At 34.4% G+C, this 20,275-nt stretch carries 19 protein-coding genes; 11 read left to right on the top strand and 8 right to left on the bottom strand.

The window, feature by feature from the left end; all coding sequences use genetic code 11:
• Positions 1-41: 41 nt before the first annotated feature.
• Complete coding sequence (locus FA048_RS04290; protein WP_136838968.1) at positions 42-1,175, bottom strand: hypothetical protein; 1,134 nt, start codon at positions 1,173-1,175, stop codon at positions 42-44.
• Between the two features lie 69 nt (positions 1,176-1,244).
• On the opposite strand from FA048_RS04290, the gene FA048_RS04285 reads away from it, so the two are divergent.
• On the top strand, positions 1,245-2,276 hold the full coding sequence (locus FA048_RS04285; protein WP_136838967.1) for a dipeptide epimerase: 1,032 nt from the start codon (positions 1,245-1,247) through the stop codon (positions 2,274-2,276).
• 49 nt (positions 2,277-2,325) lie between these two features.
• Here FA048_RS04285 and FA048_RS04280 read toward each other — a convergent pair whose 3' ends face one another.
• The 3 genes from FA048_RS04280 to FA048_RS04270 all read right to left on the bottom strand — a co-directional run bounded on the left by FA048_RS04280 (position 2,326) and on the right by FA048_RS04270 (position 3,686).
• Positions 2,326-2,511, bottom strand: coding sequence for a DUF6358 family protein (locus FA048_RS04280; protein WP_136838966.1), 186 nt, complete (start codon positions 2,509-2,511; stop codon positions 2,326-2,328).
• The gene (locus FA048_RS04275) at positions 2,511-2,828 is read right to left on the bottom strand and encodes a rhodanese-like domain-containing protein (protein ID WP_136838965.1); all 318 of its coding nucleotides are present in this window, start codon (positions 2,826-2,828) and stop codon (positions 2,511-2,513) included. The genes FA048_RS04280 and FA048_RS04275 overlap by 1 nt, the downstream gene beginning before the upstream one ends.
• Before the next feature lie 228 nt (positions 2,829-3,056).
• Positions 3,057-3,686: a hypothetical protein gene (locus FA048_RS04270; RefSeq protein ID WP_136838964.1), complete on the bottom strand. Its 630-nt coding sequence runs from the start codon at positions 3,684-3,686 to the stop codon at positions 3,057-3,059.
• Positions 3,687-3,996: 310 nt separating this feature from the next.
• On the opposite strand from FA048_RS04270, the gene FA048_RS04265 reads away from it, so the two are divergent.
• From FA048_RS04265 to FA048_RS04250, 4 genes are all read left to right on the top strand, one after another.
• Positions 3,997-5,109 carry a DUF4407 domain-containing protein gene (locus FA048_RS04265; protein WP_136838963.1) on the top strand — a complete coding sequence of 371 codons (1,113 nt, stop codon included), beginning with the start codon at positions 3,997-3,999 and terminating at the stop codon, positions 5,107-5,109.
• Positions 5,110-5,232: 123 nt separating this feature from the next.
• On the top strand, positions 5,233-7,062 hold the full coding sequence (locus FA048_RS04260) for a M61 family metallopeptidase (RefSeq protein WP_136838962.1): 1,830 nt from the start codon (positions 5,233-5,235) through the stop codon (positions 7,060-7,062).
• A 39-nt stretch (positions 7,063-7,101) separates the two neighbouring features.
• Positions 7,102-8,415, top strand: a complete 1,314-nt coding sequence (locus FA048_RS04255) for a M20/M25/M40 family metallo-hydrolase (RefSeq protein WP_136838961.1) — start codon at positions 7,102-7,104, stop codon at positions 8,413-8,415.
• 25 nt (positions 8,416-8,440) lie between these two features.
• Positions 8,441-11,743, top strand: coding sequence for a S41 family peptidase (locus FA048_RS04250; RefSeq protein WP_136838960.1), 3,303 nt, complete (start codon positions 8,441-8,443; stop codon positions 11,741-11,743).
• A gap of 172 nt (positions 11,744-11,915) precedes the next feature.
• Here FA048_RS04250 and FA048_RS04245 read toward each other — a convergent pair whose 3' ends face one another.
• From FA048_RS04245 to FA048_RS04235, 3 genes are all read right to left on the bottom strand, one after another.
• On the bottom strand, positions 11,916-12,413 hold the full coding sequence (locus FA048_RS04245) for a GNAT family N-acetyltransferase (RefSeq protein ID WP_136838959.1): 498 nt from the start codon (positions 12,411-12,413) through the stop codon (positions 11,916-11,918).
• Positions 12,414-12,545: 132 nt separating this feature from the next.
• Positions 12,546-13,112, bottom strand: coding sequence for a thiamine pyrophosphokinase (locus FA048_RS04240; protein WP_136838958.1), 567 nt, complete (start codon positions 13,110-13,112; stop codon positions 12,546-12,548).
• A 105-nt stretch (positions 13,113-13,217) separates the two neighbouring features.
• Positions 13,218-13,823, bottom strand: coding sequence for a hypothetical protein (locus tag FA048_RS04235; RefSeq protein ID WP_136838957.1), 606 nt, complete (start codon positions 13,821-13,823; stop codon positions 13,218-13,220).
• 50 nt (positions 13,824-13,873) lie between these two features.
• Between FA048_RS04235 and FA048_RS04230 the strand changes: the two genes are divergently transcribed.
• Positions 13,874-14,374 carry a DUF1579 domain-containing protein gene (locus tag FA048_RS04230; RefSeq protein ID WP_136838956.1) on the top strand — a complete coding sequence of 167 codons (501 nt, stop codon included), beginning with the start codon at positions 13,874-13,876 and terminating at the stop codon, positions 14,372-14,374.
• Positions 14,375-14,398: 24 nt separating this feature from the next.
• Here the strand turns inward: FA048_RS04230 and FA048_RS04225 are convergent, their stop codons facing one another.
• Complete coding sequence (locus FA048_RS04225) at positions 14,399-15,499, bottom strand: DNA alkylation repair protein (RefSeq protein ID WP_136838955.1); 1,101 nt, start codon at positions 15,497-15,499, stop codon at positions 14,399-14,401.
• 410 nt (positions 15,500-15,909) lie between these two features.
• Between FA048_RS04225 and FA048_RS04220 the strand changes: the two genes are divergently transcribed.
• From FA048_RS04220 to FA048_RS04200, 5 genes are read left to right on the top strand one after another with little or no spacing between them, the layout of a single operon-like run.
• Positions 15,910-17,247 (top strand): hypothetical protein, encoded by a 1,338-nt coding sequence (locus FA048_RS04220; RefSeq protein WP_136838954.1) that lies wholly within the window; start codon positions 15,910-15,912, stop codon positions 17,245-17,247.
• 5 nt (positions 17,248-17,252) lie between these two features.
• Entirely contained in the window at positions 17,253-17,780 is a 528-nt protein-coding gene (locus FA048_RS04215; RefSeq protein ID WP_136838953.1) for a hypothetical protein, read from the top strand.
• A 6-nt stretch (positions 17,781-17,786) separates the two neighbouring features.
• On the top strand, positions 17,787-18,287 hold the full coding sequence (locus tag FA048_RS04210; protein WP_136838952.1) for a hypothetical protein: 501 nt from the start codon (positions 17,787-17,789) through the stop codon (positions 18,285-18,287).
• Positions 18,288-18,298: 11 nt separating this feature from the next.
• Positions 18,299-19,258: a DUF6175 family protein gene (locus FA048_RS04205; protein ID WP_205943418.1), complete on the top strand. Its 960-nt coding sequence runs from the start codon at positions 18,299-18,301 to the stop codon at positions 19,256-19,258.
• Positions 19,259-19,272: 14 nt separating this feature from the next.
• A complete protein-coding gene (locus tag FA048_RS04200) occupies positions 19,273-20,229 on the top strand; it encodes a hypothetical protein (RefSeq protein ID WP_136838951.1) in 957 nt (318 codons plus the stop codon).
• The last annotated feature ends 46 nt before the right edge of the window (positions 20,230-20,275 follow it).

Raw genomic sequence — 20,275 nt, 5'->3', positions numbered from 1 at the left:
GCCTTATCCCATACCTCGTAACCTTTAACCCGCAACTCTTATTAATATTTATTATAAAAATAACTAATCTCATCTACCAATTGCGCATAAATTGGTTTGGTAAACTCAACAAATAATGCTGCTGGTGCAGGAGGTAATAACTCTCTTCTTTTAGTCATCTGCAATTGTTGTTTACTCAAAGCTCTTTCATCTCCTTTATAGCTTGCCCAGCTATCTTGCCATAGATAAGTTCCTGGCAATCTTTGCTGGCGGATGATTTTATTAGTTTGATAGTCAAAAATTGTCATCGCTAGCAAACCAGATGAGGAAACTTGTTTATCAAAAACACTTAATGTAGCTCTAACGGTTCCGTACACTTTACCATTTGCCCTGCTATCGCTAATTAAAACGCTATCCTTTTTCAATTTCTCTACTCTTTCTTTCACATAAGTCTGTCCAACAATAAAATCATCAAAGCTCATTCTTAATACTTGATCTGGTGTAATTTTCTGAGCATTTGCTTGTTGCTCTGAGTAAAAAATCACAAACCTATTTGTTTGGTAACTTCTCATGAATTCGCTAACCTGATCTTGAAAATATTGATTACTCAATTGGTAATAGCTACTATTTACTTTTACAGGTTGCACTACAACTTTAACAACCGCAGCCCAATATGCATCATCCATTTTATTTTTCACGTCTTTATAAGTAGGATAGAAATATTGTGCTTTTTCGAAATTGTAATATGCACTTTTAGCGCTAACACGATTGTTTTCACTCATTTGATTTACGCCCAAAGTATAACGAACTTCGGCAGCTTTGTATTTACTATCTTCAACTTCGTTAATATATTTTTGAGGGTTTTTTACCAAAGTTAAAGCAACTGGTGAACTATTAACCTCATCACTCAGTTGGTTAATTTTTTGATAATGGCTTAAAATGGTCTCCCATCTTAACACATCAGAAGAAACTTTTGCTTCATCAATTTTACGCAAATGTTCTTTTAAAGCTAAATCATATGCCACAGGCAGCACATACATCGCTTCTGCATTTTTAGGTGCACTTTTTAATCGATCAACCGATTTAAAAACAGATTGGTCATAGTTTCCTTTTTGCAAAGCTTTTTTTCCGGTGGTACATCCAACAATTAGTATGGATAAATAAAGAAAATACCGTAATCTTGAAATAGTTTTCATGGTAATAGTGTTTAGCGTTAACAAATATACTGTCGGCACGAATACCTTTTATAAACAAGACGATATAGAATGAAAATAAGTTGCAAGGAATTTGAATTAGAATTAAAACATCCATTTTCAATTTCGAAATTTACAAGAACAAGCACGCCATTATTGCTCCTAAAGTTAAATTATGAAGGCTTTATTGGCTATGGAGAAGCCAGCATGGTTCCATACATGGGAGAAAGCCAGGCCAGTGCCACAGCTTTTTTGTCTAAAGTAGACTGGAATAGGTTTAAACATCCATTTGATTTTGCAGAGATTCATCATTATTTAGATGAAATTGAACTTGGAAATCCAGCTGTAAAAGCAGCTATTGATATTGCCTTAAATGATATCAATGGAAAAATTTCAAATCAGTCTTGCTCAACAATTTATGGTGCAGACAAAGCTAAAATGCCAATTACTTCTTATACTTTGGGTATTGACACACCAGAGGTGCTGAAAGAAAAAGTTGCTGATGCTAAAGGTTTCAAAGTCTTAAAAATAAAACTAGGTAGGGATAACGATAAAGAATTGATCCAAACTATTAGAAGCGTAAGCGATTTGCCTTTATATGTTGATGCAAACCAAGGTTGGAGTGATAAAAAGCAGGCCATTGACATGTGCTATTGGCTACATGACCAAGGGGTTTTGTTAATTGAACAACCTATGGATAAAAATAATTTAGAGGGAAATGCCTGGTTAACACAAAGAAGTCCAATACCTATTTTAGCCGATGAAGCTGTACAGCGTTTAGGTGACATGGATAACCTGAAAGGTGCATACCATGGCATTAACATTAAGTTGATGAAGAGCGCAGGAATGTATGAAGCTCATCAGATGATATTAAAAGCTAGAAGCTTTGGAATGAAAATCTTGATAGGCTGTATGAGTGAAACTTCTATTGCTACTTTAGCAGGTGCAGCATTAGCCCCTCTTTGCGATTGGGCAGATTTAGATGGACCTTGGCTAACAAAAAATAATCCATTTGATGCACCAGAAATGAAAGATGGGAGATACGTACTAAACGATTTACCAGGTTTGGGATTGACAGGAATTGATGAGAGGTTGTTTGGGTAGGTAAAAGGTTAATGGCTCATAGACTATGATCCATTGACCATCAACCAAACTACTTCTTCAAATCTTTTTTCAAACTCTTAATCAACTGGATTTTAACATAAATAAACGCCACAAAAGTTGCTGCAAAAAATGCAACAACTAAAGGGCTATTATTATTGTAAGACCACCCCATACCAATAATGGATAGGATAATGCCTAAATTAAAAAGTACGTTAAGAATTATCTTTTTACGCATTAGTAAACTGGCATATTAGGATCATAAGCTTCTTGCCAAGCTAAAATTCCACCTTTTAAATTATATAAATTATCAAAACCATGTAATTGCTCTAATTGCATAATTGCAGCAGCACTTCTTTTACCGCTACGACATTGCACAATTACAGGTTTATCTGTAGCAATTTTATCAGTTTCAATTAAAATACCTCCCAATGGGATATTTAATCCATCAAGATTAGAGGTTTCATATTCAAAAGTTTCTCTAACATCAATCAATTGAAAATCTTCTTTGTTATCTATTTTTTGTTTTAGTTCTTGTACCGAAATCTCTTTCATATGTTTATTTTTATGTTCCTTATGGTTATATGGAGCCTTTGAGAATTTAAATAATCACTTCATAAAATTAATGATTATTTAAATTCTGTTGGGTTCATGATTTTAATATTTTTTCAAATGTACAAAAATCAATAGTAAGGTCAAGTCTTAGAAAAGTCTTAAAAACAAAAATCCCAGTTCAAAAAATGACTGAGATTTTTAAATGCTATTAAGCGTTTAATTTCGCTATTATTTTGATTTATTACCTGTCATCGCTTTGTTGGTAGCGATTAAGTTCTGCGTCATTTTAGCATTGTAAGAAATTTCTTGTTTTAAAGCGACAAAGGCATTTTTAATGTAAGCCATAGATTTTAAAGCTTTCATCGCTTTCATTACACCTGCACTTTTAATTTCACCTGGCATGGTTAATAATTCTTTAGATGATTTAACCAAATCTATACCCATGGTTACAAACATTTTAGACAATGCAATCAATTGATCTGGTTGTATTGGAGTTACATTAGTAGCTGCAGCACCATCCATTGTTTGGCCAGTTACACTTGCATAAAATTGCGGGATTGAACCCCTAGTAGTTTTCATTTGATCTATTAGCTTGGCTGCCATACTTGTTAAAGCATCTAGCCCTGCAATACCCGTTTCCTTTGGAGCTTGTAATTTATCTACTTTAGCTAATTTTTCTAGAAATTCTTCAGATTTAGCCAAGGCAAGTAAAGTAGCTCGCTGTGCTTTTAATTCGTCTAACGACATTGTTTTCGAATCAGAAACCTCGGCAGGATTTTCTGTAACATTCTCTTCTTGAGCACTTGCAGTAAAGCCTAAAGATAGTGCCAACACTGCGATTAGTAATAGTTTTTTCATCTGTTTAATTTGTTTAAGTGATGAAGCTATCATGGCCTTAATTTTTGATTGAAAGAACATGATGTTTCATGGTAATTATTTTTCAATAAATATCAGAACATCAATAACTTACATCAATACCGTGCTTTTGGTATTTTTATATACCCAATGCTACGTAGCCTGTTTTTGGTACTTAAACCATAATCCTTTAATACAACATAGAATACCTATTTTAGTAATTGCGAATGTCTTCGTACTTTTTTAAGAAAATCTGTAACAACTTGCTTGTAAAAGCGTTTAATAATTAAATCTTGATTAATTACTGCTAATTATGAATGGCATCTCTCGCTTCTTTTGGTTTTGCTCTGGCGCCCACCTATCTACTTTAGAAAAACATCCTACCGAGCACAACAAATACCTGGGCATCGGTGCAACCATATTTTTTACTGGATTATTTGCAGCACTATCTGGTGGTTATGCGATGTATTTCGTTTTTAAAGGCGGAGATTTTGCTTGGTTATTCGCTTTATTTTTTGGTATTATTTGGGGCTTGGCTATTTTTAATATGGATAGATATATCGTATCCAGTATCAATAAAAATGCAACAACAAATAAACAGCTTTGGCAAGCTACACCACGGATTCTTTTAGCTATTATGATTGGAATGGTTATATCTAGGCCCCTAGAATTAAAGATTTTTGATAAAGAAATCAAGGAACGTTTAAATGTGAGTTATTTAAATGGCCAACGCTCTAAAATTGATACTTTAAATAAAGCTTTTGAGAAAAAATACACCATTGAGATAGGGAAATTAAATGATGCTAAAGCAGAGCGAGATTCATTAGCAGCGGCCATAAAGGCGGATAGACAAAAGTTGAATTTCGAAATTTTTGGAAATAAAACCAATGAAACTTCTGGTGTAATGGGCTATGGACCATATGCTAAAAGAAAAGAAACAGAACTAAAGCAACGCGAACAAAATTTAGACACGTTAACGAAAGATGTGCGACAAATGGAAAAATTTGTTGATAACAGAAAGCAGTTTGATGGCTTAATGACCGAAAAGTTATATACCACAAAACAATTAGATAGTTTAAGTAATATTGCAGGTTTTGCTGATAGAAACTGGGCTTTAGGGCAGTTAAGTTATAATGTTGATGGTACGAGAGACACAAATACTGCAATAGCGGTTACATTTATTGGACTGCTATTTATTTTCTTTGAATGTTTACCCGTCTTTGTAAAACTAATGAGTAGTCGTGGCCCCTATGATGAAGCTGTAGAAAACATTGAAATTACGCAGGTTCATTTATCTAACAAAGACAGAGAATATGAAGTTGAAGTTGCCGATGGAATTCATGAGACTAGGGTAGGCACAGAGATAGAAAAAAGAAAAGAACAAATTCGAAATAAAGCTAGAAAAGATCTGTTAGCTGATGATTAATTTATTCTTTTTCTAGTATTTATGATGCAACCTTTCTACGATTTAATCGTCTTTTAAGTAATAATTGTCACACAATTTCTATTTTTTAACGAATAGCGCTAACTTAAGGCAATATTTAATTTTATGAAGAAAATTATCCTCAGCTTAAGTTTAATCTTAACTTGTTTAGCTGTGAGTGCGCAGCAAAACGCTGTTTTTTATGAAGTAAGTTTCCCAAATGCCATTCATCATGAGGCTGAAATTACTATGGTTTTAAGAGAGGTACCTACTGGTCCGCTGAAGATTAGGATGAGCCGATCTTCTCCTGGCAGGTATGCAACGCATGAATTTGGTAAAAATGTTTATAATTTCAAAGCATTTGATGGAAATGGCAAGGCTTTAAAAATAACTCAACCGGCGGGTGATGAATATACAATTCCAATTCATGGCACAAACGTAAAAATTACCTACACCTTATTTGGCAACTGGATTGATGGAACTTATACAGGTTTTGATGAAACACATGCTCACATTAGCATGCCAGCAACTTTCGCCTATCCTATTGGCTGGGATAATCGCCCAAGAAAAGTAAAATTCAATTATGATGAAAAACAGAATTGGAAAGTTGCAACCCAATTAAAGTTAGAAGGAAATGGCATTTATACTGCGCCAAATCTGCAGTATTTTATGGATAGCCCAACAGAAATTGCTGCCTATAAAACTGCCAGTTGGGAAGTAAAAAACCCAGATGGGAAAATTCAAACTATTCATTTGGTTTCTCATTCAAATGACGAACAAACTACTGTAGACAACTATGCAACAATGTTAAAAAAAATGGTTGCAGAGCAAGGTGCAGTTTGGGGAGAATTTCCAAATTACGATTATGGAAATTATTATTTCTTGCATGATGTACTACCAGAGTATGCAGGAGATGGAATGGAGCACAGAAACTCTACTGTAATTGTGCAGCGAACTCCTAAAATTGCTGGATATGAATCTAATTTACTGGGCACATTTTCTCATGAATTTTTTCATGCCTGGAATGTAGAAAGATTAAGACCAAAAACATTAGAACCATTTAATTTTGAACATTCTAATGTAAGTGATGGTCTCTGGTTAGCGGAAGGTTTTACCCAATATTATGGAAGTTTATTATTAACAAGAGCAGGTTTTAAAACACAGGAAAATGCTGCTCAAACCTTTAACGGCATAGTAAATACTGTATTAAATTCGCCTGGCGCAAAGAACTTCTCCCCAATACAAGCTAGTCAATATGCTGTTTTTGCCGATGCGGGTGTGGCGATTGATCAAACTAATAAAAGCAATATTTTTACCTCATATTATATCTACGGCGCGTCAGTTGCTTTAGCATTAGATTTACGTTTAAGAGCAGAATTTAAGCTCACACTTGATGATTACATGAGAGCGTTATGGAAAGCGCATGGAAAACCAGAAATTCCATACACTATTCCAGATTTAGAAAAAGTATTAAGCCAGTTAACTAACAATCAGTCATTTGCCTCAGATTTCTTTAAAAACTATGTTTACGGAACAGCGAAAAATGATTATGCTAAATTATTGCTAAATGCTGGTTATGTTTTAAGAAAAGCTAGTCCTGGTGTGGCATACGCAGGTTTTGGAAGAATAAATTTTGAAAATGGCAAAGCAACATTAGGTGGTACAATGCAAGGCACACCTGCTTATAATGCCGGTTTAGATATCGATAATATCCTTTTAACAATGGATGGTGTTGAAGTAAAAGATCAAGCTGCGATTACTAAAGTTACTGAGGCACACAAGCCAGGAGATGTAATTACAATCACTTACAATTATCATGGCCAAGAAAAATCAACCAAACTTACTTTCACTGAAAACCCTGCATTAGAAATAATTTCTATAGAAAAAACAGGTGGAGTTTTAACTCCTGCAATGCAAAATTTTAGAGATAGCTGGCTAAACTCTCAAGTAAAATAAAAACCCATTCCCTAAAGGGGCATACTAAACAATATAAAAATGAAAAAAACAATTTACACCCTACTTGTACTTTTAGTAGCAAGCGTTGCAAATGCACAAGACATCAATAAAATTATCACAAAAGATTATGTAGACCACTTGATTAAAAGTTTAAGTAGCGATGAAATGCAAGGCAGAAGGACTTTTACGCCAGGTATTGATAAGGCTGCTACTTTTATTGAAAATGAGTTTAAACAAATTGGTTTAAAACCATTGGAAGGTGCCACAGGTTATCGTCAAACTTTTTATAAATATCAGCTTAAGCCTACTGTAACATCAGTAACAATTGATGGGCAAGCAATTGCTAATGACAACATTGCTATAATAGGCAATAATGCGAAGGAGTTAAGTTTTGATCAAACCAACAGTGACGGTTGGATTAAATTAGACCCTGAAAAAGATTTCATGAGCCAATACAGAACAATTAGCAGAAGTGGCAAAAAACAAGTGGTGCTGGTTGATGTGAAGTTCATAGATATTTTCAAACGCTTAAAAAGCCAAGGAGGAAGAACAGTTGATGAAAAAGACCTAACTGTAACAAAACAAAGTGCTTTAGTTTTTATTTTAGATAAAGATACTATTGCTAAAGAATTCAAGGTAGAACTGAAAAACGATGTCGTAAAAATGCCTTTATTCAATGTAGCAGGTATTATTCCGGGTAAATCGAAAGCAAAAGAATTGGTAGTTTTCTCTGGCCATTATGATCACAATGGAATTGTTGCTTCAAAAGATGGCGATAGCATTATGAATGGTGCAGATGATGATGCTTCTGGAACATCAGCAATGATTGCTTTGGCTAAATATTATAAAAAACTAAACAATAACGAACGTACCTTAATCTTTGTAGCTTTTACAGGTGAAGAAATGGGAATGTTTGGTTCTCGTTATTTCTCTCAGCAACTAAATCCGGATGAAGTAGTTGCCATGTTTAATATAGAAATGATCGGAAAAGATAGCAAGTTTGGCAAAAACACAGCATTTATCACTGGTTACGATAAATCAGATCTTGGAAAAATATTGCAAAAAAACTTAGAAGGAACTGAGTTTACTTTTCATCCAGACCCATATACTGCACAAAGTTTATTTTACAGAAGCGATAATGCAACATTAGCTGCTTTAGGAGTTCCGGCACATACCATTAGTACAGATCAGATTGATATAGATCCACACTATCATCAGGTTACTGACGAATACAAAACTTTAGATGTAGAGAACATTTTATCTACCATAAAAGCGATTGCTAAAAGTGCGGTAAGTATAGTTAAAGGAGTAGATACACCAAGTCGCATTCCTAAATTAACTGGAGCTCAATAATATCAAAAACCAAAAAACTTAAAAAATGAAGATCAATAAATTAAATCGGCTTTTTTTATTAGCAGGCCTATCAGTTTGCTTCACAAATGTAGCCAACGCTCAAAACAATGAAACTTTACTACTCCGTAGTCCAGCTATAAGCAGTAATAATTTAGCTTTTGTTTATGGTGGAGATATTTGGATCTCAGATCTAAATGGAAGCAACCCAAGAAGGTTAACGGTAAATCCAGCAGTAGAACAAGCACCGGTATTTTCTCCCAATGGGAAATTTATCGCATTTACAGGAAATTATGATGGAAACAATGATATCTATATAATTCCTGTAGAAGGTGGTGCACCTAAAAGGGTAACTTATCACCCGAATGGAGATTTGGTAAAAGGTTGGTTAAGCAATGATGAATTGTATTTTACTTCTACTCGAGAATACAATTATGCATTAACATCAAGAATGCATCGCATTAAGGTTGACGGAACTGATGAGAAACCATTACCAATGCCAGAAGCTGTACAAGGTTCTCCTTCTGCAGATCAGCGTTATTGGGCCTATACAAAAAACACAGATCCATCAGACCGTTCAAATGTAGCTTTTAAACGTTACAGAGGCGGAGGCATGCCAAATGTTTGGATTTTTGATACCAATACTAAAGAAATCGAAATCATTCCTGGAAGTAATTCAAACAATGTAAAACCGCAATGGATTGGCAATAAAGTTTATTTCCTATCAGATAAAGATTTAACACTAAACCTTTACAGTTATGATGTAAAATCAAAAAAGGTGGATAAGTTAACTTCCTTTAAAGACTTCGACATTAAATCTTTATTGGCTGGTAACGGAAAATTAGCTTTCGAGCAAGGGGGTAAAATTCACATTTTTGATCCTGCTATTAACAAAGAAAACACAGTTAGCATTAGTATTCAGGCAGATGCTCCATATAAACGTGTTAACTACAAAGATTTAGCTAATGATGTTCGCAACTTTGATATTTCTCCAAAAGGCGTAAGAGCTTTATTCGAAAGTCGTGGTGAAATTTTTACAGTGCCTAAAGAAAAAGGCGATGCTAGAAATATCTCTAATTCTCCTGGTAGCTATGAGAAATATCCAGCTTGGTCACCAGATGGAAAATACATTTCTTATTTATCTGATAAGAATGGAAAATATCAATTGGTCTTGCAAAATCAAGTAACCAAAGGTGAACCGGAATATATTGATTTGGGAAGCACCCACTTTTATTTCTCACCTACTTGGTCGCCAGATAGCAAGAAATTATTCTATAGTGATGCTCACTTGAACTTGTACTATATTGATATCAATACTAAAAAACCAATCTTGGTAAAACAAGACAACCTAGGTTCGCATACCAATAGAACATACAATCAACTGCAACCATCTTGGTCGTTAGATTCTAAATGGATTTCTTACGTTGCAACTTTACAAAGTGGTGTAAGTGCGATTTATATTTACAATTTAGAAAAAGCAACCCATGCTCAAGTTACTGATGGAATGAGCAATACTGCCAATCCATCATTTAGTAAAGATGGAAAATATTTGTTTTTTATGGCTAGTACAGACATTGGTTTAGCCGGTAGTGGTTTGCACATGTCTGCATATCAACGTCCAGTTAGTTTTAATGCTTATGCTTTAATTCTTGCTAAAAAAACACCTTCATTATACAAAACAGAAAGTGATGAAGAAACTGTAAAAGCTGAAGAGCCTGCAACTCCTAAAAAGGAAGAGCCTAAAAAAGACGATAAAAAACCTGCTGACAAAAAAGAGGCGGATGCAAAGCCTAAAGCTCCTGAAAACAAAGCTATTGTTATTGATTTAGATGATTTGAGCAATAGAATAATTGCTTTGCCACTATTAAATGGTTTGGCCGTTCTTGATGGTGCTGTTGAGGGGCAATTGCTATATCTTAAAAATGGAGAGATGAGTTCACTCGACTTAAACAAGATGGAAACAAAATCTTTAGTAACTGGAATTGGTGGTTTTGGGATTAGTGCCGATGGTAAAAGTATGATTTATACGTCTAAAGGTAGCTATTACATTGTTCCTGCAGCCCAGAAACCAGCAACTCCAGAAACAGGAAAAGTTAAACTAGATGGAATTAAGGTATTAGTAGATCCTGCAGCAGAGTGGAAACAAATGTTTAATGAAGTTTGGGAAATGGAGAAAGAATATTTTTATGTAGAAAACATGCATGGTGCAGATTGGCCAGCTGTGAAAGCGAAATATGAGAAATTCTTGCCTTACGTTAACCATCGTTCTGATTTAACTTATTTGTTTAATGAAATGATGGGGGAAATGGTAGTTGGACACAATTACATCAATCCTGGCGATGAGCCTACTGCAACTGCTATTGCTGTTGGAATGCTTGGTGCTGATTATGAAATTGAAAATGGCTATTACAAAATCAAAAAGATTTTAAATCGTTTAGATTGGAACCCAAGCTTTAAAGCACCTTTAGCAGAACCAGGTTTAAATATTAACGAAGGCGATTATATTGTTGCTGTAAATGGAATTCCTGTAACGTCAAAAACTTCAATTTATAGCTTGTTTGACTATACAGTTGGTAAACAAGTTGCCATTAAAGTTAATACGAAACCAAGCCTAGTTGGTGCAAGAGAAGTAGTTGTTCTTCCTATCTCTATTGGTTCTGAAATGGAATTGAGAAAAATGGAATGGGTAGAAAGAAACCGTAAAAAAGTAGATCAAATGAGTAATGGCCAAATAGCCTACGTTTATATGCCAAATACTGGTCAGGATGGTTTTACTTATTTCAACAGATATTACTTCTCTCAAATGGATAAAAAAGCGTTGTTAATGGATGAACGTAACAATGGCGGTGGTTCTGTAGCAGATTATGTAATTGATCTATTGAGCCGTGATTTAGTGAGCTATTGGGCAATTAGAGATGGTAAAAGTTTCACTACTCCTGGTAATGGAATTTTCGGCCCTAAAGCAATGTTGATTAATGAAAACGCTGGTTCAGGTGGTGACATGATGCCATATATGTTCAAAAATAAAGGTTTAGGAAAATTGGTTGGCCGCACCACAATGGGAATTTTGGTTGGTATTAGTGGTTATCCTAAATTATTAGATGGTGGAAGTATCACTTCTCCAAACTTTGGTATTTATGATACTAATGGAAAATGGATCATTGAAAATGAAGGTGTTGCACCAGATATTTTTGTGGAACAAACACCAAAAGACTTACTAGAAGGTAAAGATCCTCAGTTAGAAAGAACTGTAAAATTACTTCAAGAGGAAATGAAAACTTTTAAATATCCGAATGTTGTGAGACCTAAAGATCCGATTAGAGGACATTAATTCAGTTGGCTGTTGGCAATTGGCAGTACCTTGTATAAGCTAAAGCTCGGACCAGCACCTGTGCTTGTCATTCCCATGCAAATGGGAATCTTAAGCAATAGAAACTTAGCATCGCATTAAGATGCTAAGTCAAGCTGAGCATGACGAAGCGGTTAGAAGACACTGAGAACTACTAACTAAGTTCCAGTTCCATTACATAATCATCCATAACGAATCCGTTGCCAATATTTAAGGTAACGGATTCTTTTATTTTAAAGCCCGCTTTAAGGTAAAAATCTTTGGCTTTATTATTCTTGTTTACGTTTAGCTCTAATGATTTTCCACCGTTGCGCTTGGCTAAATTAACTACTTCATTCATTAATATTTTCCCCACACCTTTCCCATGCATTTCAGGTAACACATAAATTTTATGCAGTTTATAAATATCATTTACAGCATCAATAATAGAATAGCAAGCAAAACCTGCATCTTTATTCTCTTCAGATGCAATCAAGAATGCATAACCCTTTTCTAATTGCGACAACAATTCGCCTTGGTTATACATTAAATTGAGCATATATCTGATTTGTTCTTCACTAATGTATTCGCCATAAGTAGCTGGCCAAATACGCTCAGCTAAATCGCTTACAATTTGCATATCTTCTTCTTTGCCTTTTCTTAAAAGTATCATTTTAGTAATTTATAGTCGTTCGTTATTCCCATGAAAATGGGAATCTTAAAGCAATACACAAAACTAAATATCTTTTGCCGTATTACGATACCCAATCGAATTGGGCATGAATTACTTTCATACTAAGATATATCAATGCAATGGTTCACTCAAAAATAGATAGTCAGTTGTGAAGTTAAAGCTCACAAAGCCATCCTTCAAAACCACAAAATCTCCACTTTCTTCTTGCTTTAAATTGTTTGTTTCAAAGTAAGAGACAATGTCGATGCGAAAAATCGAACCTGCTGGTTTCCACACACTAAAATCATCTTTTATAGCGTAGCTTTTTTCTGTTTCTGTAAATAAAACAATATTAATTTCAGGCAAAAAGCCCACTAAATCATCAAATTTATTTTCTTTACTAATGATATTTACGGCTGGATATTTTTCAGCAATTAGGTACTTAACTACCGTTGGTAAACTATCTGTCTGGCTATAAATCCACTTTGTGTTTTCTTGTATAGCGATACTATCATCGTTACCAAAAGCCACATCAACCTTTAACCCTAAAGAAATTGCTTTCTCATATTCGTTTGCAGCTACAACTAAAGTTGGGCTCCATTCCAATAGCTGGCCTAAATATTCTTCGTCGAAATTACCGAGTTTATGAATGTATAAAGCTGGCTCTTGTTTTTCTCTTACAATGTGATGTGATGACATAAAGCGAAGATAAAAATTAAATGCGTTAGATTACATTTATGTTAGTCTGTGCATTTTTTAAATCCTTCGACAAGCTCAGGATGACAGCATTTGGCAGGAAATTATCTATTTGCTAAACTTAGAATTCTTAAAAGCATTGATTAAAATATCCTTATCAGTTTCATTATTATAATTGATATTTACACCAAAATCATATCCTTTAATTAATTGGTTATACATTATTTGGTTCATCAAAACTTCGCCGCTTGGACCATAAAGCTTAATGTTAAATGTATAGAAAGTATTACCGGCAATGATTGCTGTTCCTGATAAAGTATCTACCTTAATTTTTTGATTGGTATAGGTATCAAAAATCAACTTTTTAACCAATTGGTTATTGGCTATATATTCGCCATCTCTACTTAAATCATAAGGCTCTGCTGTTGCAGAAAGTGAATTAAACTGATTTTTCTGGAAGTTAACAAGGTGGATTAAATTAGTGTTGCTCACCTCACCCTCTGCAACTTTTCCTAAAGCTTCTTTTCCCTTTTTTTCATTGGCTTCTATCCTATTTTGGCTCAACGGTTTATAACCTTTCGGAATTTCAATTGTCCATCCAATTTCCTTACTGGTATAAGTTTCAAACTTTGGTTCATCTGTTTTAGGAGTTGAAGAATTGCAAGCCAATAAAACACTTGCAAAAATGAGGAGATATAAAAGATTTGATTTCATATATCGATGTGTAAATTGTAAAATTAAATAAAATATGTATTTTAGTATTGATGAGCAAAAGTAAATTCGAAATTAGCAAAGAAAGTGGCCCACATCTTAGATTGGCAAGCCTAGCGGGCAATTGGGATGGCAGTACACGTACTTGGTTTGAGGCTGGTGTATTGGCTGATGAGTCACCCATGCGTGGAAAAGTAAGCGTGATAATGGACGGCAGATTTATTAACTATGAATATACAGGTACCCTAAATGATAAACCCTATGAAGGCAGTATGATTTGGGCTTACGATTTAGGAAACGAGAAATGCCAATGCAGTTGGGTTGACAGTTTCCACATGGGAACAGCAATTATGCATAGTGAGGGGAACGAAACAGGAAATGGCTTTGCAGTTACTGGACAATATGGTTGGATTGGTATAGGCGAACCTTGGAGTTGGAGAACTGAGCTAGAAATTATCAACCCAGATCAGTTTATCATTAGGGCCTACAATATTTCGCCAGAAGGTGAAGAAGCAAAAGCTACAGAAACAATCTATCACAGGATAAAATTATAATTATTTGTCATTACTATTGGTTTGTCAAGCCAACAACTCAAAATCTCCGATAGCTTTTTCCATTCCATTTACCATAATTGCTAATTTATGGTGACCTGGGTAAAATTTTCTAGTGGTAATTAATTTAAAACTTTGTCTACGTTTTACTTTAACTTCTGCTCCTGCAGGATAAGCTCTCTCACTAATTTTAAAAACCTTTCCTGCTAAACCTCCATTGTTTTTGAGGTAGTAAAGTGTATACTCTAGCCTAATGTAACGTTCTATTTTATCTTGATTTTTGATAACGAAAGAAAACTCAACCACACCTCCAATATTAATTTTTGGAGTTTCAATATTAAAATCAATAACTGATAAATGATTTGCATCTAACCCATAAAAACTTAATATTTCTGGATGTCCACTTTTTAATAAACTTCTACAAGCATGTTTAATAATTGCATCAGTTTCCTTACCTAGTCCTTTCCAGTTTTTAGCAATTTCGATAACAACTGCTGGATTATCTTTTGTGATATCATTTAAATTATTGGCAACACTCCTCCGTACATATTCTGATGGGTCATTCTTCAGGTTTTCTAAGATTGGAAGTATTAAAGTTGGGTCTTTTTTGAGTGTTGGGATTGCTGCTCCCCAAGGTAATCGAGGCCTACTACCCTCACTAGCAAATCTACGTACATGATGATTTTCATGAGTTGACATTCTTAACATTTCTCCCATCATTTGATCACCATATTTAATCAAAAATGGTCTAACAGCAAATTCAGCACTGATAAATTGTGTTAAAAATTCTAGTGCTTCAACCGAGTTTGTATAATCATCTAATCCGTAAGTTGCGATGTAATCTGGTAAAAACATAAATACCAAGCCTTGGTCTCCAAATCCATCTGCTCTTAATTGACCTACAATTGGTTCTATTAATTTTGCACTTTCTGCAAAATTATTTGGCATAAAACTATGAAGTACCTTAGTAGTATGCTGTACTCTTTCTTTCCATTCCATCATTAAAAAAGCATCCGATAAAATTGCATTCATAAACTTTTTAGAGTGGAAATTTGGCAACGCTTTTTCTAAACTTGCAGCTAATTTTTCGTAAAATGCTTTATTGTAAATGTCTTTGATTAATCCCATAATTCTTCGAATTTAATCAAAGACAAGAAAGAATTGGAACTAAGATTTCAACAAAATAGATGTAAATAAATTTTACTACATAGACTCAAACACCTTGTATCTATGTACTTAAAAAGCTTGGGCATTTAATCATCAAATTTTTAATACAATGTCCTTCTTACAATTTTTTAACTCAAGCCTTCGCTATCGTAAGTAATTCGCTTATAGCAAAATACCTAAAACTAGGTATTTTTTCTTGCTTCTAATATGCTGACATTTAGAGAATTAAAATTAACCAAACAAAAAACAAACTAAATTAAATACTAAACGACGCAAGCAAAAAACTAACTAACCCATGATAAGTATGGGCAGTTTTTAATTTTCCTAACTCGTTATTTTCTGGCTCTCAAAACCAAACAAACAATAATTTTATGAAAAAAGTACAACCTTTAATTGTCCTACTTGGGCTACTTTTTGGTTACATGGCTGTAAATGCCCAAACTGTAACAGGCGAAAAAGATTTGAAATACCGCCGAAATTCTCTGCACCTTATTATACTTGAATCTGAAGAGTTTCCACGAAAGGAAACGGTAATGAAAGCATATGGTGATGCTCCTTTTCCAGAAAAATACAATAATCATTCTATAGGGTTTAATTCTTTCGACCCTAAGCAATATACTGTAGGTGATGCCGAAAAAAAAACAGATGGTGCCAAAAAAGGTCTACTCAATAACATGGGTGGGGCAGCACTTTCTGGAGCTACCTCAGCACTCTCTGACAATGATGGCTCTGACATGCCACTTGTTATTGATAAATTTATTAAAGACAAAAAAGTAGCTAATCAATTAATAGCCAAATGGTTTAATCGCCAAGCAGATGGCTCATTTGATATGAAACTTGTTGGAGAAAGAGGTTCATACAACGCCAGTGAGATGGAGGCAAATATTGCAAAAGGATCTGCAAGAGGAACTGCCTCTTTAGCAGATGCAGGTGAAGAATTGATTAAAAACACCTTCGTAGTTTTTACAAAATTGAAATTTGTAAGCAATGAACCCGTTGCCGCAGCAATTAGATTAGTTGCTAAGACACAAACCGCCAAGTTGCCATTTTTTGCACAAACAATTGCAAATAAAGCAGCAGATGCAGTTTACAACAAAACCAAAGAAGGTTATTCTGTTTGGACAACTTCTTATTTATATCGACTTAAATGGAACGACACAACTTCGGCCATTTTTTATGATAAATATTGGATGGATAAAACAAGTAAAGATTTAAAAAAGAAGGATGCATTTATGAATTCTAATGAATTTGAAATGGAGTTTGTTGGCAGTGAAAAATCAAGCACACTTGTTACATTTTCTTTAAAATCTAAAAGAACAGAAGATGAAACAGTAGCGTTGGCAACAGTTAGAAATGTAGAAAATGTTTTTGCCAAACTTCAAAAATCGTATGATGTTTTTAAACCAAAAACCCCACTCTTTTCTGGAGAACCAATAACTGCAAAAATTGGCATGAAAGAGGGTTTAGAGGGTGGTGAAAAATTTGAAGTTTTGGAACAAACTGTGGATCCTAAAACGGGATTAACAGCATACCTTAAGAAAGGAACCATTACTGTTGATAAAAATTCTATTTGGGATAATCGATACAATGCGGGAACTGCTGAAGATGAAGAAAATAAAAAAGACAAGGACAAAGTTGCATTAGATAGAACCACATTTAAAGGTGGGAAAAATTACTTTGCAGGCATGTTAATCAGACAAATAAAGTAAAAACCATGAAAAAAACCATATTAAGTTCGCTCTTATTATTTCTATTTATTGCAGGGCTTTCTATTAAATCTAATGCTCAAGCACACGCCAAGAAAAAAGCAGATGAACAGACAGAAGCTTGGAGATACGAAATTGAAGTAGCTGGAACTGGTGTACAGGGCTCCTATTTAGTTAAAGTATGGTCTTATTCTAAAAGACCAGCAGTAGCGATAGAACAAGCAAAGAAAAATGCTGTTCACGGTGTTATTTTTAAAGGATTTCCTGGTAAAACAGGAGTAGCTGGCAAGCCACCTTTAACTACTAACGTAAATGTAGAGGAAGAAAAGAAAGAGTTCTTTACAGATTTTTTTGCTGACGGTGGAAAGTACATGAAGTTTGTCTCTTTAACAACAGACGGATCTATAGCCGCAGAAGACAGAATGAAAGTGGGTAAAGAATACAAAATTGGAGTTTTAGTTTCTGTTAATGTAGCCTTGTTAAGGAAAGATTTAGAAGAAGCTGGAATCCTGAAATCTCTTAACGCTGGTTTTTAATATTAAATGATGAAAAATAACTTTTTAAGCTTAGCTGTTCTTGCCACATTGTTAGCTTCTACAAGCTGCTCAACTCCAAAAAAAGTTGCAGGCAATTACTACAACCACAAAACAGAGTGCCTAAGTGTAGAATTGGATGGAACTCAAATTGTAAATGCTTGGTCTAATACAGCCGAATCTATTACCGTAATAGAACAGGCTAAAAGGAATGCGATAAACGATGTTTTATTTGTAGGTCTATTAGAAGGTAAAAACAATTGTAACGTACAACCTATTCTTGCAGCCGCAAATATAAAATCTAATAATGAGGCTTACTTTAATAAGTTTTTCGCTGCAGGTGGGCCATATATAAACTATGTTTCGGTTAAAGATGATAAGGTAGAAATGGCTTTTTGGAATGAAAAAGATCCAGAGATTATTAAAAAAATAATCAACAAAGGGTTTATTCTTAGACTTAACAGACCTGCTCTTAAAGAAAAAATGATTGCCGATGGCATTCTTAAATAATATCAAGACATATGAAAATAAAAATCATAAAAATAATGCTTGTGTCTTTAATGATCATGAGCTATGCTACACCTGGATTTTCACAGGCAAAAAAACCAACAATAATGGTAGTGCCAAGTGATGTTTGGTGCAACCAAAATGGTTATATGAAAGCATTTAACAATCAAGGAACGATAGAAAAAGTTCCAGATTATAAAAGGGCTTTTCAAGAAAATAGCGATCTGTTAGCAATGATTAGTAAAATTAATGGATTAATGGCCGATAGAGGTTTCCCCTTAAAAAATATGGAATCGGTAGTTAAAACTTTAGAATCAGAAAGTGCTGAAAATGCTATGCTTTCATCAAAAAATGGAGGCGGTATTACAGAAAGCCCGATTGATAAGTTAAAGAAGACCGCGAAAGCAGATATCATTATGCAACTCACTTTTGAAGTGCTTAAAGTTGGACCTAAAAAATCAGTCCGCTTTACACTACAAGGTATTGATGCCTACACTGACAAAGAAATCGCAACTGCACAAGGAACCGGAAATCAATCGTTTTCTGCAGATGTAGCCGTTTTATTGGAAGAAGCCATTATAGATAAAATAGACAATTTTAATATTGGATTGCAGCGTCACTTTGATGATTTATTTGCAAACGGAAGAGAAATTATTGTGAGAGTTAAAAAATTCGATACCTGGGCAGGCGATTTAGAAAAAGAATATAACGGGGAAGAATTGGGAACATTAATTGAAAACTGGATGAAAGCAAATACCGTTAAAGGAAGATTCAGCACAAGCGAATCAACAGAGAACATGTTGCTTTTCGAACAAGTACGCATTCCACTTTATGATTCTTCTGGTAATGCTATTGATGCTAGAGGCTTTGCGAGAAACCTGCAAAAATTCTTAAGTGCAGCACCTTTTTCAATTGTAAATAAATTGATGACAAAAGGCCTTGGTCAAGCAGTAATTGTTTTAGGAGATAAATAACTAAACGAAAAAACATGAAAAAATTATTATATTTCTTACTTGCCTTTTCGCCTTTATTTGGTGCTTTTGCTCAAAATAGCCAAGGTAAGGTTGACGATTTTGGAAGAATTACCTTAGCAGCTTATGTTCCAGATCAAATTGATGAAATGCCTGCTGCAGCAAAAAGTATTCTATCTAATAAATTAAGCCAAGTTGTTACGGAAGGCGGAATGGGCGGAAGCGCTATGAATGAACGTTTTATTATTACGGCAAACGTTAACGTAATGTCTAAAAATATAACCGCAACAGCACCCACAATGCACGCTTTATCTTTAGACATTACCCTTTACATTGGTGATGGTATTGATGGAACAAAATTCGCAAGTACATCTTTAAGCATCAAAGGTGTGGGTGAAAATGAAACAAAAGCCTATATTTCTGCTTTAAAAGGCATTAACTCAAACAATAATGCCATTAAATCTTTTTTGGAATCTGGAAAGACTAAAATTTTAAAATATTACAACACCAAATGTGATTTCATTATTAGTGATGCACAAGGTTTGGCTAGCCAAGGTAGATATGAGGAGGCCTTTTATAAATTATCGGGCATCCCAGAAATTAGCAAAGATTGCTATAATAGAGCTAGGTCAATAATTATCCCTATTTACAAAAAACATAGAGATAAAATTTGCCAAACTAAACTGATGGAAGCAAAAACAATTTGGGCCGCAAGTCAGAATTATGAAGGCGCTGTTGCGGCAGGAGATATTTTAAGCCAGATAGATCCTACTTCATCTTGTTATGGAGAAGTGAAAACATTTGTTGGGCAAATTGCCAAGGGTGTTAAAGAAAAAGACAATAAAGAATGGAAATTTATATTTAATCAACAGCAATTGGATGCGGATGTGCTAAAATCTGCCTACAGTTTAGGTATGGCTTATGCCAACCGTCAACCACAAGCGGTAGTCTATAACGTTAAAGGCTGGTGGTAAATTAATCTTTCTTGCTCAAAGGAAAAAGAGTGACCACATAGATACA

This window comes from Pedobacter polaris, assembly GCF_005116505.1.
Taxonomy (GTDB): domain Bacteria; phylum Bacteroidota; class Bacteroidia; order Sphingobacteriales; family Sphingobacteriaceae; genus Pedobacter; species Pedobacter polaris.
The sequence above is the reverse complement of the archived record's forward strand: the minus strand, read 5'-3'. Positions and strand labels throughout refer to the sequence as shown.